The organism is Microcoleus vaginatus HSN003 (assembly GCF_022701255.1).
GTDB classification, from domain to species: domain Bacteria; phylum Cyanobacteriota; class Cyanobacteriia; order Cyanobacteriales; family Microcoleaceae; genus Microcoleus; species Microcoleus vaginatus_B.
Window position 1 is genome coordinate 4208641 of record NZ_CP031705.1, and the last position, 13136, is coordinate 4221776.

Genomic DNA, 13136 nt, shown 5'->3' on the forward strand with positions numbered 1-13136 from the left:
CAATTCTCCATTACCAATTTTAATCTCTTCTCGTTTTGATTTTTTTTGAGCTGTAATGTTCCGCCCCAGTGCCAATAAGCTTAAAAAGGTCGATCGAACACCGCTACCGCCGGGGGGCGATCGACCTTGCAGGAACATGGCATCAGTCGATCGCACTCCGAAAGCACCCGTTGCCAGAATGTCGGAAATTTAATGCAGATTTTATATTTATCTGTCGCAGGTGTCTTGACAGAATGCCCTCAAAGCCTTATGATGGCAGCACTGATTGGGTGGGACGGCAAAAACCCCCAAAATAACTGGCTGCTCTAATGAAGTTAAAAACAAAATATTGATGCTTTTAGAGACCAACCATGCAAACTCCAACTTTCCCATTTCTAACGGAACAAATAGTTGAGCAGATATTTTCGTCCGGCGAACTGACTCACAATGACAGACAGAGAATTCAGTCAATGCTGTTGAATGAGTCGATCGGCGAAAATGAATTGAGCTTAATTGAAAGAGTCATGGAAGGCGTAGTCAAGGGAATACTTGACGTGCTCAGTTAGTTGAGAACGGGCGATAACCTATCTAAATTTAGGCTGCGCCATCTGCAACTTACCCTAATTTTAAATAAAATCGAAAATCGAAAATTCTGTCACCGTTCTAAAAATCATCATCCGAGTCATCATCCGAACTCTCGTCGCGACGCACAAGTTCTGAAGGAGGCCTATCGCTACTCCAGGCCCACCACACGCCACCGCACTGGCAGCGGTAAAATTCTTGCCACTTGCGGCGGTTGAACTCGGTGTATACTGGCGATCGGCGATTAATCCAGACCTCAGCGGCATCCGTACAGCTAGCACCGCACTGGGGACAGCAAAACTCATTAGCGTGAACCGCCGTCGCAGTCCATTCAGGAGGATGTGGAGCAAAAGCTTCCATGTGTTAGAGTTTCTATCTAAACTGCTGGTAATTACGGCAAATTAAGGGTTGCGAAAGATCCGCAGACTTGGGAATGACCTAAGCAGTGACATAAGTACGCTGTTGAGTGCGTAATTCATCTGCCCGTTATTTTTTTTTAGCATTTGCCGTCCGATGAATAGTATAACTGATGTGGTGCAAATCGTCGATCGGCATTCTTAAGTATTTAAAGGACTAGGCTCATGTCTATCTACAATCTTATTTCATTTCTGGGAATTTTTGGCTTATGTGCGATCGCCTGGGTTTTTTCAGAAAATCGCAAAGTTCAGTATATACCTTGGCGCGTCATCATCTGGGGCATTGGTCTCCAATTAGTCTTAGGATTTTTAGTATTCCTGTTCCCCCCAACTCGCATCGCTTTAGAGTGGTTTACTGGTTTACTGGATGGAGTATTCACCGCTGCTGACGCTGGGGCGAGATTTGTATTCGGAAGTAATGTTGTACCAATACCTGGTAAAGAGCCGGCAGTTAATTTAGGTTATATTTTTGCCTTTAGAGCTTTACCGACAGTCATCTTTTTTTCTGGCCTCATGGCCTTGCTATATAACATCGGCGTGATTCAAATTGTCACCGAACTTTTTGCCAAAATCTTTTATATGACAATGCGCTTGAGCGGCGCAGAAGCACTCAGTGGCGCTGCTAATATCTTCGTAGGAATTGAAGCGGCAATTGTCGTCAAGCCTTATTTGCCACAAATGACTCGTTCGGAACTTTGTGCAATCCTCTCTTGCTGTTTTGGAACCGCCGCTTCTTCAACTTTAGCAATTTACGTCAGTTTTCTCAAGCCAGTTTTTCCCAATATTTTAGGGCATTTAGTTTCCGCTTCAATTATTGCCATTCCCGCTTGTTTTGTCCTCTCCAAAATCTTAGTACCAGAAACCGGAGTGCCCGTGACAATGGGCGGCATTCCCAAGGAAGAACCGAAACCTAAAGGCCGCGAGTTTGTGGGCGAAGAAATTTCCGAAATCGACGGCGAAGAATTCAAACAAGAGACTGTGGGAGGAGAACCCATCGAACGAGTCAGCCCTTTGGATGCAGCGATTATTGGTGCATTGGACGGTGTAAAAATGGCTGTGGCCATTGCCGCTGTTTTGATTTTAATCTTAGGTTTAGTTTCCTTAATTAATCAATTCTTTGGTTGGCTGGCAATTCTGCCCGGCCCAATTGGTGGCTTTTTCAAAGTTGTCACCTTAGCAAACATTATGGGAGTCTTATTTTATCCCCTGACGCTATTAACAGGAGTCTCCATTGAGGACTCTTGGGAAGCGTCAGTAATTATCGGTCGCCGGTTGTTAGAAACAGCGATTCCGCCCTATCAAAGTTTAGCAGAAGCGGGGGCAAAAGGACTGGTGAGCGATCGTACAGTTTTAATTGTCAGTTACGCCCTTTCCGGCTTCGCCCACTTAGCCTCCGTCGGCATATTTGTCGGCGGTACGATCGCCCTAATTCCATCCCGCCGCAAAGACATTTCCGAACTCGGTTGGAAAGCATTATTTGTCGGCACTTTAGCGACAATGATGATCGCTTGCATCGCCGGCACTTTCGACACCGGAGACGCCAGCATTTTAGGAACTCAAACAGCCCCTGCGCCCCCGTTAGGCGCACCAGTTTCTCCGAAACCACTGCCATCCCCAGCCGCGAATTCAAAGCCGTCAGTTGCCCCCGCAATTGCCAGTCCGAAGCCTTCGCCCAATACCGAAAAAGCGGCTCCGAAAGCTCAAAAATCTTCCTCTCCCGAGTCCAAGAAAAATCCTTAATATCTTCTATTGACTTGTCGGGGCTGGTTTGAGAAACAATATTTAACTACCGTCAAAAATGTACAGAAACTCGCCCCCACACAACTCATAACCTACATCAACTTTGATTTGGATAAAATCAGCTCTTGGGTGAGGGCGGGTTTACGAGATTGTAGGTTTTAGGCAATTATTGTCGGTAAAACCCGCCCCCACGAAACCCTGACCGATATTATTGTTTTTTTATCTAGATGTAATTACCAGTTACTAATTACTCCAAAATTTATGAATCCCGATCCAGAAATTCGCCGCCTGTTAGATGTGATGCCCGCTTCCGGCCGCATGACGTGTAAAATTATTAATAAGCCCCAACAATCAACAGTAATTGACTGCGATTTTCCTTTACCTTGGAATCAATCTCGCCCGATTTATATTAATTTTGATTTGTGGCGGCTGCTATCTAAACCGCAGCGGGATTTACTAATCTTGCAGAATGTCAGTTTTCTGTGCAATGTTAAGTGGTTTAAACCGGATATTTATCAAGGTGCTGCTCTAGCGGGAATTGTCGGGACTGTTGTAGAATTGTTGCAGGGAGATGCGATCGGCACTGCGATCGCGGGCGGTTTGACGGGACTCGCCATGACTCGAATTTGGCGCGATAACCGCAGTTCCCAAGTAGAGTTAGATGCTGACGAGGGGGCGATTAGAGTAGCGGGAAGGCGTGGCTACAACGAAGCGGAAGCTGCCGGACATTTGCTTGGGGCGATCGAGGCTGTGGCGCAAATTGAAGGGCGCAGTTTGGATTTTAATGAGTTGATTCGGTGTCAAAACTTAAAGGCGATATCGGGTATTTCGGCGGTGGGCGTGCCCGATAGTGTCAGGCAAGATTAGAAAATACTATTTCACAAACAACCCTGTGTTCCGCAGCCAAAGGACACAACACTGTTGTGTCCCTACTATCCAGGCGCTATATCTGCTACTCAACTCTTTCCCTGACAATCCGAATACTCTCCCATGCTGGTATCCGACCCGATTGTCGCTCATCTAGTAATACCAAGTAAACATAAAGTGGGTATATTTCATTGAGCTTCTCTAAATACTTACGACTAATAGCTTCACTTTCTTGACCGCTTAACTCAATTGTATTGAGCGCCTCTTTATTTTTGGAGATTACCTCATAAGTTGCTGACAAGAAATGATACATAACAATAATAGGAAGCAGAGGGAAGTATAAAAGTAGGAAATCACTAGCTTTGCCCGCTTCAATTGCTTTAAATTGACCTTCGAGGACGCGATTGAGGTCGCGATTGAGGTCGCGGTAGAGGTCGCGGTAGAGGTCGCGGTTGAGGTCGCGGTAGAGGTCGCGATTGAGGTCGCGGTTGAGGTCGCGGTTGAGGACGCGGTTGAGGACGCGGTTGAGGTCGCGGTAGAGGTCGCGGTTGAGGACGCGGTTGAGGTCGCGGTTGAGGTCGCGGTAGAGGTCGCGGTAGAGGTCGCGGTAGAGGTCGCGGTAGAGGTCGCGGTAGAGGTCGGGGTTGAGGTAGCGGTTGAGGTCGAAGTAGAGGTCGCGGTAGAGGTCGCGGTAGAGGTCGCGGTAGAGGTCGGGGTTGAGGTAGCGGTTGAGGTCGAAGTAGAGGTCGGGGTAGAGGTCGGGGTAGAGGTCGCGGTAGAGGTCGAGGTTGAGGTCGCGGTAGAGGTCGAGGTTGAGGTCGAGGTTGAGGTCGCGGTTGAGAACCAAAACCTCATCTAATTTCTGTTGCCAAGTTTGCTGCTGTCCTGTTTCTATTCCTGCAATGATTCGCTGTTCTCCATCAAAGCACCAGCACCCTAGTTGTTTTTCTGGGACTGGATGCTCCTTTACTTCAGCTCGAGTTGGCAGTCTATATTTAAATATTGGTGCAGATTGCTGCTGAGTTAACCATTCACAAAACTCCTCAGCATCACTAGATCGTACTCCCGTAATGGGTTTTTGAGCCTCTCCTGGCGGAAATCTGTAACTTTTCCAATGGTCAGGTTGGCGATATTCATTTGCTTTCAGCTTCTCATCAATAAAAAGCTGATATTCCGCGCAGGTGATGTAACTCATGTCAATTTCGACATTCTCATCAATCCGCAGTAGATTTTGCAGACGCCTGGATAACAAAACATTAGCTGCTAAGGTGAATCTTTCTGTCATCGACTTTCCAAATCTGCGTTTAACCTTTGCTCCAGTTGTTGCCGAACATCTGGATTTACACTCAACCCCTCGTCCAAACAATCATAGGCGAGTGCCATTTCCTCAACGGATGGAGATGGCATCGCCAAGATTGTACGAATCAGATTGCTAGCATTACTCTGTGCTGCATAAAGACGGATAGTTTCCGCCCACCAGGACTGGTTAATATTTCCGATTAACAGACTCTCTTGGTTCGATTCCTTAATCTGAACCGCTGCTAAATATTCCTGGAAACTCAAGTGAGCAAATTCATAAACGCCTACTTCTTTTTCCACTAACAACCCACTCACATCCCGAACTTGCTGGATAAACTCATCTGGATTCGCCCCACTGCCTGCTACATCTGCCAACTTGTCTTTAATCAGATTAATTCCATCGGATAGCTTGAACTCACGAGTTTTCTGCTGCATTAATTCAAATGCCAGCACTTGCAGAACAGATTGCTTTTGCGTCGCTGTTAGCGGCTCCGCAATATTTTTAGCTCTTTGTCGCCTTTCTAGTAAAACCTGGCAAATTTCTTTGTAAAGTTCTACCCGTTTTCCTGGCAAGGCGCTACCGCGACGGTGAACTGTGGCAATCATTGTTAGCAGCAAAGGATTCACCGCCATGTCGGCCAAAGGTTTGCTATTCTTAATCCGCTTAATTAAATCATCTGCTTGTTGTTTAGCCTCTCCCCGCACTCCCGCATCATCTTGTCCAGCGTGACTTATCACCTCTGTTTCCAAATACCAGCTACCAATAAACTGTTCCATTTGTTTCAGGTTAAATGGTTGCACTTCTAAGACAGTCACATCTTGTTGCAACCGCGCAGTTTTATAGCCAAAAGGTCGAGAGGTTAAGATAAAAGCCGTGTCCGGGTATCTCTGCATCTGTTGGTCTACCCAACGACTTACTTGCTGGCGCTGGGTTTTATCTGCCACTTCATCCAATCCATCTAACATTACCAAACATTCGTTTTGACGTATTTTTTCGGCAAACCAGTTAGGCGGTGGATTCTCCAGTCCATATTTTTGCTGCTGCTGCTGTATCTGCTGAGTAATTAACTCTGCCAGAGTGAGTTGATTGTTATTCACAATTTCCTGACGCACATCTCGGAGATACAACAATATCGGAATCAGTTTCGGCGCTTTCCGATGCACTTTCCGCTGTTGCTTTGTGGCATAAGTCTGTGTTAAATATCTCAAAAGGGTAGTTTTTCCAGAACCGGGTGCGCCCAAAACTGCCATGCGCCGATATCCCGGATTCTTATCTATTGCTGCTAAAAAATCCCCAATTTCTGTTGTTTTTGAGTTATTTGTTTCATCCTTGAGTCGCTGAACCATTTCGGGCCTTATATTCGCTGCCTCTGTTGCAGCAATTTTGAGTGGCACAAATACCTTTTGCAAGTTCAGGGTTCGGTCTCTATCCAATCCCTGTGTTTGATAGTCTCGACAGATATAAGTCAAACCCTGGTAATATTGCCGCTGAAAAGCTGAGGTTGAATCTTCAAATTTATTCCAAATCCCGTCTGCAAAACTATCTGCAAGTTGCTGTCTCTTTGCCCTAAACCTCGGTGCAAGTTGGTTAGTAACTGGGATGAGAAACTTGATGGCATGGATAAACAACATCAAAATTACAGTCACAACCAAAGCCAAAAACGCTGCTGTCCATTCGCCTCTCAGTATGAAATACAACATTACCGCCAGTCCCAAACCGGGCGGCAACCATACCAACCTCTTCTGCCATTGTCTCGGTAAAAGCAGTACAGGCGGGAGCACAGCCCCCAAACCAAACAGAATGAGAGATGTATAAAAAACTGCTGAGTTGAATTCGGCGGCTACGTGGTTCCCCTTCAAGAGTCCGAAAAGGATGCCACCTCCCACCAGGGGTAAAAAACCAAGAACCCAATTTTGATTTGCAGGCGTTGCCGTCGGCTGAGACTGACTGGATATAGCACCGAAGATCAAAAGTGCCAATAGACACACTATTGTCAGTATGATTATGATAGGGTCTGCAATTTTTAAGTCCTGTTTACCGGGCAGTTGGTTGATCAGCCAAGCCAAGAAACCATTACTGAGTAGCGATAGGGATGGTAGCAGCCAATTTTGTATAAATCTGGACATACGCGATCGCACTTAAAAGCCTGTTGTTTCCCAGTTTACGCATCTGAGCGGTGATTATCAGGAAGCTTCGTTAATGCACTGATTTCAATCGAAAGTGCGATCGCCCGCTGCTTCAGTTCGATTCAGCCTACTCTATAAAAATATCCGCTTTACCAAATTGTATTGACACTCGATCTAACTGCATAATTATCAGCTACGGCACGCAGCATTAGAAATCCTGCCTGGGAAAATTCGCCCATTTTTACCCGCTAACTTCATCTATTTCAGCAGCCGATGGTGCCATTCCCAAGTCAGCACATAAACCCCACAATGATTTGCCCAGAGTAGGGCGAACAACAACTAATTCTCGTTCTATCTCAGGAACCATCCACTTAATCAACCGTAACTTTTCGGATATATACAACTGCTTAACAAGACTAAAAACTGCCTTGAAAGTCATGTTTCTTATGTTTAAATTTTTGATGAAGGTAATTTTAGCATTTTTGCTAAACGCAAGAGCGATCGCACTTTATACTGTTGCGACAGAGGAAAAAAGTGCGATTCCAGCAGAAAGCTGCGCTAACGCACTTATTTTAATCGAAAGTGCGATCGACCGCTCCATCGCCTAAGACTTACCTATGAGCTAGAACAATGATAAACTTGATATTCATACCCATCCACCGCAGGCAAATCGCGCGATTCAACCTGACAGTTTTGTGCTTCTAGATTGACAGGTGCGCGAAAATTAACCAACCACAAATCAAGCGGGCGTTCTAATTGACTGAGTGTTTTGTCAAGTGTCCCTGCCGCTATTCCCGGCGCATCTTTTTTCAGATTAGCTAAAAGAAACAGCGGAGAATCAAAGACTTTAACTTCTTCTTTCTTCCTAAAATCCGTTACATCCGCTACAAAATCCGTTGCCGAACTTCTTTCCCATTCCCACCCTATCCCCATCAACTCTCCTATTTCTACATGAGTCTTTTGAGTAGTGGCAATTAACACGGGAACTTTCGAGAATTCGCGGATAATCGGAATTAAAAGGTCTGGTTTGTAATATTTGCGATACCCGAGATTGGAATTTACTGTGACACCGCTAAAAAAACCCATTGCTAAAATTAGCACCACTGCTTTTTTGCCCGGAACTTCGATCGCCCGTAAATTAAACCATTGACTTTTTGCTGTAGGTGTGTTATAAATAACCGCCAAGGTTGCTCCTAAAAGCAATATCACCCCCGGAAAGTAGACGAAATTGTATCGAGCGCCGCGAGTGAGGTCAATCCCTAGAATATATGCAAAGCTGAAAAATAGGAAAATTGCTCCTAGCACAAATCCGCCGAAAATAACAGTACCTAAACGACTATCTGGCGTTGTTAATGACTTTTTAAGAGCCCTAAACAGGATGGGAAGCACCAATATAAAAAATATTGTCATTGCGATCGCCGATGCAACTACTACTGCCAAATTTGGCGATTCCACCGGCAGCAGAGACATCACAGTGATCCATCCAGCTAAAGCTTGAAAAATCGGACTAATCAAATTTAAAAATGTGCGATCGCCATTGACTATCCAATTAGTTAGTTCACTGCCGTATTTATTTGACAAAAATACCGGCAACCAAACTAAACCGCCAGCTAAAGTACCGATCGCTACTGCGAAAAGTCGCCAGAGGATTTGAAATTGCCAAATATTAGGCTGCTGGCTGTTGGAAATTGGCAACTTTCCATTAAACTCGTGCCAGATAACAGCAAGTAATGCTATTGCTTCCGCACACAAAGTCAGTGCAAAAAAGTAGTGAACCGCAATTCCTAAACAGTTAACAACTACCCAAAGCAGCACCGCCCAAATAGGCAGGGGAGCGCGCTGTTGCAGCTTTTTTGCAGCTAAGGTGAGGCAAAAAAGAGAGGCAATAACTAATAAGATTCCTAAAGTGTAATGGCGAGCTTCTTGAGCGAGATAAATGCCGTAGGGAGAAACTGCCATCATCGCGGCTGCACATTGACCAACTAAACGCGAACTAAAAGCAAATTTCCCCAAAAAGTAGATAGCTGGAACTGAAATCACGCCCAATAATGCAGGAAGAGCTCGCCCTATCCAAACTAAACTATCCTCAGAAGGCCCAAATAGTCGCATCCACCAATGAGCGAGCATAAAATACACGGGTGGATGGTTGCTTTCGAGCAGCAAATTGCGTAGCACGTCGGCGGTGTCAGCAGCGGGGCGCAATTGTAGGGGTTGTAATAATGTAGAAAGCTCGATCGCGCGATCGATCGGCACCCCGCGAAAACTGTTGCCCAAACTAAACACTAGAGTGGAAAACTCATCCGTCCACAGCGGTTTCGAGTCCAAATTGGCAAAGCGCAAAATAAAGGCGATCGCCGTCCACAGAAATAGCAACAACAGTTGTTTGTTCTTAATCATTAATTCAGTCAGCAGTCCGTTGTCAGTTGTCAGTTGTCAGTAGTCAGTTGTCATCACTCAACGCCGTCAACAGTCAACAGTCAACAGTCAACAGTCAACAATTCTCCATTACCTACTTCACGTCCGTCACCCGCCAACTCAGCTTCATATTGATCCAGAAATTCCACAGAGTCACAGTCGCGATCGCAATTAAATTAGCCAAATATTCATTCATCCCAAAAACATTAAACAGCACATTAACCAGTAGCACATTCAAAATCAAACCCATCAAGCAAATGGTATTAAATTTCAACAGCCGTTTCAATCGCTGGCGCTTTCCTGGCTGCCGCTTAGAAATATCCCCAAAAGTCCACAAATCATTCCACAAAAAGTTACTGATAATTGCAAATTCAGCAGCAATGATCAGACTGCGAGTCAGCTCCCAACTGAGGATATGCCGCAGCACGTACAAAAGCCCCATATTCACAAACACGCCGCTGAAACCCACAATGCCAAACCGCAGAAACTTGCCCATCGGCCAGCGGGCAAACCGCAACCGAAGCAAATGTCGCAAATACTCAATATACTGTTTCCAGGTAACTTTGCTCTCGCCTTCTTGCCGCTCCTGAAACACGTAACCAACTTCTCCAATCCAGCGGATATCCCCCTGCCGAGCACTTCAATCAATATTTTGTAACCAGCAGGATTCATGGTTTTGCCGGCTATGCAACTGCGACGCACCATAAAATAGCCACTCATCGGATCGGACACTCGGCCCACCACTCCCGGCAGGATCACCAACCCCAAGGTTTGAGCGCCCCGCGATAAAAATCGCCTGACTACGCTCCAGTCGCTCACCCCACCCTCGGCAACGTGACGACTCGCAGCAGCTAAATCTGCTCCCCGCTGAATCTCTGCTAAAAGCTGCAATAGCGTCTCCGGGGGATGCTGCAAGTCGGCATCGATGACGCCCAAAACCTCACCCCGAGCGACCTGCCACCCGCGAATCACCGCTGTGGAAAGTCCCCGCTCCTCTTCCCGGCGCATCACCTGCAATTGCGGATATTCCGGTGTCAGGGAAAGGGCGACTTCCCAGGTGCGATCGGGGCTGTCGTCATCGACTACAATTAATTCGTAGTTGCCGGGAAGGATACCATCGAGCAAGTGGCTCAATTTTTCCACAATACTCTGGATATTCCTGCACTCGTTGTAGGTGGGAATTACCAGGGAAAAATAAATTGGCGGTGTGCCTGCGTGTACAAAAGTTGAACCGAAAGTCTGTATAGCAGGAATTTGCAAAGGCCCCGACGGCACTGGCAAGACCTGATTTGGTTGGTAGCTGCCCATAATTTTAGTGTTCAGAAAGTCAAGGATAGTTTGGTAGCACTTGAGATTGTAAAATATCGTTCCTCCATAATGGATTAGTTAAAATATAAAAGCGCCTTAATTCTAGTCAGTAATTCTGTAATTGAGTTAAAAAGAAAACTGTGGATGCAATTCTCGATCGAGCTTTACAAGGTTATAACATCTCTTCCGCAGAGGCCTTGGTACTTTTGCAGCAAAGAGATCCAGATGCGCGAGCTTCTATTCAAACAACCGCTGACTTGCTCCGCCGCCGACAATCAGGGGATACTGTCACCTACGTTATCAATCGAAATATTAATTTTACTAACATTTGTGAGCAGCATTGCAGTTTTTGTGCATTCCGCCGCGACGAGGGAGATGAGGGCGCTTTTTGGTTAGACGCAGCTCAAATTCAGGAAAAGGCAACTGATGCAGTGCAGCGGGGTGCGACGGAAATTTGTATGCAGGGCGGCTTAAATCTTCAAGCTAAGCTGAACGGCGCATTTTTACCTTATTATCTGCAATTGGTGAAAACTATTAAGGATAAGTTTCCTCAGTTGCACTTGCACGCTTTTTCGCCGCAAGAAATAGAATTTATTGCCAGAGAAGATAATCTCAGTTTCAGCTATGTAATTTCGGCTTTGCAGGATGCGGGAGTCGGTTCGATGCCGGGAACCGCGGCGGAAGTTCTCGACGATTCTGTGCGACGGGTGATTTGCCCGGAAAAACTAAATTCGGCAACTTGGCTGGAAATTGTGGGAACTGCTCACCGTCTGGGTTTGCCGACAACGAGTACGATGCTTTGCGGGCATATTGAGACGGCCCAACAGCAGGTTTTGCATTTAGAAAAAGTGCGATCGCTCCAACAAACTGCGATCGACCAAGACTATCGGGCTCGCATCACAGAATTTATTTTATTGCCATTTGTCGGACAGCAAGCACCGGCTCCTTTGCGGAGTCGAGTCGGCCGGGACCAACCAATTTTAGCAGATACATTGTTACTCACCGCAGTATCGAGAATCTTCTTAGGAAATTTGATTTCCAATCACCAGCCTAGTTGGGTAAAATTAGGTTTAGATGGAGCTACAGAAGCGCTGAAATGGGGCTGCAACGACATCGGCGGCACATTGATGGAAGAGCACATTACAACGATGGCCGGTGCGGTTGGCGGCAGTTGTCAATCTGTCGAAGATTTGCAAAATGCGATTCGTTCTTTGGGGCGGGATTATCAGCAAAGAGATACAATTTATCGACCTTTAGGGGTTGACAATTTGGCAGGAATTGTGTAAATTTTCGGAGGCAGAGTGCGAAGTGCGTAACGTATCCTACGAGTTCAGCCGATCGCACTTTCAAATTCTTCTAGCGCTTGACAACTTCCCACCTGTAAAGCACGTTCTACCGCAGTGGGGATAAGTTGTGTGATCGCGATTTCTGGAAAATTCGGACTACTATCGGATTCTACATACTCTCCATCTTGCAGCAAATAAATGCGAAGTCGGCCGCTGTCGTAAACCCATACTTCTGGAACTCCAGTAATTTTATAGGCATCGATCTTAGTTTTAGAAGTAACATCCGTCTCAATTGCCAAATCGGGCGGCGGATCGTCCGGTAAAAGTCGGCGGCGATTAATCATCCGCTGATAATTTAAAATATAAAAGCAAGCATCAGGTTCAACTCCTGCTGCACCTTCCCGTTTGAAAGTAGTAGAACCAAAGGGTTCATATCTTCTGCCCGCTGACTTGAGTAAAATTTTTACAATATCGGAAATTAAATCTTTCGGCCTTTCGTGTTCGGGTAAGGGAACCATGATTTCTAAGGTACTGTTGCTGTAGGCAATTCTGGTTCTTCGCTTTTCTCCTAATTCCTGCAAAATCGACTCGAATTCCAGCCAACTTATATTGGGAATAGTTACGACACTACCGGGAGAAAGCGTTATTTGGCTAACGGGTTTTAGGACGGGGGTGATAACAATCATAAGCTGAATAGGGAGCTAGTTGTTAAGTTTGTGCCAAGGGCAGGCAGGATGCCTACCCCACAAGAGTTTTTGGATATATCTGTTGAGTTTAGCACGGGCAACGAGAAGAGATTCGCGATCGCACTTTTGACTCAATTCGAGAAAGGTTGATCGCACATTTAAAACTTCATTCCAACCGGATTAACTTAACTAACAGACTCATGATTTCTCCCTGTTCGGGTGTAATAATGATGCGATTGTCGGGAATGGCGATCGGATGAGTCCAACGAACAGCTTCCTCGTAGCGCAATGCGTGCAGTTGGTGGATAGTTCGCCGTACCCCCAGCGGCGAACCGATGATGACGTGACGGACTGCTTCGCGTTCGCCCTCAAAGGTTTGGTTGGTTAAAACTTGGGGCGATGTTTGGTTCGATGATGAGTCTTGCAACATA

At 46.0% G+C, this 13136-nt stretch carries 13 protein-coding genes and 1 pseudogene; 6 read left to right on the plus strand and 8 right to left on the minus strand.

The features are described 5' to 3' along the window. Positions 1–55 precede the first annotated feature (55 nt). Positions 56–193: a hypothetical protein gene (locus D0A37_RS18290; protein ID WP_242716460.1), complete on the plus strand. Its 138-nt coding sequence runs from the start codon at positions 56–58 to the stop codon at positions 191–193. A 157-nt stretch (positions 194–350) separates the two neighbouring features. Next, positions 351–545 carry a hypothetical protein gene (locus D0A37_RS18295; RefSeq protein ID WP_242716462.1) on the plus strand — a complete coding sequence of 65 codons (195 nt, stop codon included), beginning with the start codon at positions 351–353 and terminating at the stop codon, positions 543–545. Between the two features lie 97 nt (positions 546–642). On the opposite strand, the gene D0A37_RS18300 is transcribed toward D0A37_RS18295, so the two are convergent. After that, positions 643–921, minus strand: a complete 279-nt coding sequence (locus D0A37_RS18300; RefSeq protein WP_242716464.1) for a hypothetical protein — start codon at positions 919–921, stop codon at positions 643–645. Positions 922–1142: 221 nt separating this feature from the next. Here D0A37_RS18300 and D0A37_RS18305 point away from each other — a divergent pair, with 221 nt between their 5' ends. Next, a complete protein-coding gene (locus D0A37_RS18305) occupies positions 1143–2717 on the plus strand; it encodes a nucleoside transporter C-terminal domain-containing protein (RefSeq protein WP_242716466.1) in 1575 nt (524 codons plus the stop codon). 261 nt (positions 2718–2978) lie between these two features. Continuing rightward, the gene (locus D0A37_RS18310; protein WP_242716468.1) at positions 2979–3584 is read left to right on the plus strand and encodes a DUF3318 domain-containing protein; all 606 of its coding nucleotides are present in this window, start codon (positions 2979–2981) and stop codon (positions 3582–3584) included. Between the two features lie 85 nt (positions 3585–3669). On the opposite strand, the gene D0A37_RS18315 is transcribed toward D0A37_RS18310, so the two are convergent. The 3 genes from D0A37_RS18315 to D0A37_RS18325 all read right to left on the minus strand — a co-directional run bounded on the left by D0A37_RS18315 (position 3670) and on the right by D0A37_RS18325 (position 7449). Further along, a complete protein-coding gene (locus tag D0A37_RS18315; RefSeq protein WP_242716470.1) occupies positions 3670–4869 on the minus strand; it encodes an SUMF1/EgtB/PvdO family nonheme iron enzyme in 1200 nt (399 codons plus the stop codon). Continuing rightward, the gene (locus D0A37_RS18320) at positions 4866–6863 is read right to left on the minus strand and encodes an NACHT domain-containing protein (protein WP_242716472.1); all 1998 of its coding nucleotides are present in this window, start codon (positions 6861–6863) and stop codon (positions 4866–4868) included. Before D0A37_RS18320 ends, D0A37_RS18315 begins: the two co-directional genes overlap by 4 nt. A gap of 388 nt (positions 6864–7251) precedes the next feature. Then, a complete protein-coding gene (locus tag D0A37_RS18325) occupies positions 7252–7449 on the minus strand; it encodes a hypothetical protein (RefSeq protein WP_242716474.1) in 198 nt (65 codons plus the stop codon). Between D0A37_RS18325 and D0A37_RS18330 the strand changes: the two genes are divergently transcribed. Further along, the gene (locus D0A37_RS18330) at positions 7448–7618 is read left to right on the plus strand and encodes a hypothetical protein (protein WP_242716476.1); all 171 of its coding nucleotides are present in this window, start codon (positions 7448–7450) and stop codon (positions 7616–7618) included. The two genes, D0A37_RS18325 and D0A37_RS18330, sit on opposite strands and share 2 nt — an antisense overlap. A 7-nt stretch (positions 7619–7625) precedes the next feature. Here the strand turns inward: D0A37_RS18330 and D0A37_RS18335 are convergent, their stop codons facing one another. Further along, positions 7626–9407 carry a glycosyltransferase family 39 protein gene (locus D0A37_RS18335; RefSeq protein WP_242716478.1) on the minus strand — a complete coding sequence of 594 codons (1782 nt, stop codon included), beginning with the start codon at positions 9405–9407 and terminating at the stop codon, positions 7626–7628. Between the two features lie 112 nt (positions 9408–9519). After that, positions 9520–10733: pseudogene (locus D0A37_RS18340) on the minus strand (glycosyltransferase). A 140-nt stretch (positions 10734–10873) separates the two neighbouring features. Here D0A37_RS18340 and cofH point away from each other — a divergent pair. Then, positions 10874–12019 (plus strand): 7,8-didemethyl-8-hydroxy-5-deazariboflavin synthase subunit CofH, encoded by a 1146-nt coding sequence (cofH, locus tag D0A37_RS18345; protein WP_242716480.1) that lies wholly within the window; start codon positions 10874–10876, stop codon positions 12017–12019. Between the two features lie 44 nt (positions 12020–12063). Here cofH and D0A37_RS18350 read toward each other — a convergent pair whose 3' ends face one another. Both D0A37_RS18350 and D0A37_RS18355 read right to left on the minus strand, forming a co-directional pair. Further along, positions 12064–12705, minus strand: a complete 642-nt coding sequence (locus D0A37_RS18350; RefSeq protein WP_242716482.1) for a Uma2 family endonuclease — start codon at positions 12703–12705, stop codon at positions 12064–12066. A 166-nt stretch (positions 12706–12871) separates the two neighbouring features. Continuing rightward, positions 12872–13135 (minus strand): hypothetical protein, encoded by a 264-nt coding sequence (locus D0A37_RS18355; protein WP_242716484.1) that lies wholly within the window; start codon positions 13133–13135, stop codon positions 12872–12874. Between the last annotated feature and the right edge of the window lies 1 nt (position 13136).

Coding starts and splice junctions, on each gene's coding strand:
- D0A37_RS18290 (WP_242716460.1), top strand. CDS start 56: ATGTTCCGCCCCAGTGCCAATAAGCTTAAAAAGGTCGATCGAACACCG.
- D0A37_RS18295 (WP_242716462.1), top strand. CDS start 351: ATGCAAACTCCAACTTTCCCATTTCTAACGGAACAAATAGTTGAGCAG.
- D0A37_RS18300 (WP_242716464.1), bottom strand. CDS start 921: ATGGAAGCTTTTGCTCCACATCCTCCTGAATGGACTGCGACGGCGGTT.
- D0A37_RS18305 (WP_242716466.1), top strand. CDS start 1,143: ATGTCTATCTACAATCTTATTTCATTTCTGGGAATTTTTGGCTTATGT.
- D0A37_RS18310 (WP_242716468.1), top strand. CDS start 2,979: ATGAATCCCGATCCAGAAATTCGCCGCCTGTTAGATGTGATGCCCGCT.
- D0A37_RS18315 (WP_242716470.1), bottom strand. CDS start 4,869: ATGACAGAAAGATTCACCTTAGCAGCTAATGTTTTGTTATCCAGGCGT.
- D0A37_RS18330 (WP_242716476.1), top strand. CDS start 7,448: ATGTTTCTTATGTTTAAATTTTTGATGAAGGTAATTTTAGCATTTTTG.
- D0A37_RS18325 (WP_242716474.1), bottom strand. CDS start 7,449: ATGACTTTCAAGGCAGTTTTTAGTCTTGTTAAGCAGTTGTATATATCC.
- D0A37_RS18335 (WP_242716478.1), bottom strand. CDS start 9,407: ATGATTAAGAACAAACAACTGTTGTTGCTATTTCTGTGGACGGCGATC.
- D0A37_RS18350 (WP_242716482.1), bottom strand. CDS start 12,705: ATGATTGTTATCACCCCCGTCCTAAAACCCGTTAGCCAAATAACGCTT.
- D0A37_RS18355 (WP_242716484.1), bottom strand. CDS start 13,135: ATGTTGCAAGACTCATCATCGAACCAAACATCGCCCCAAGTTTTAACC.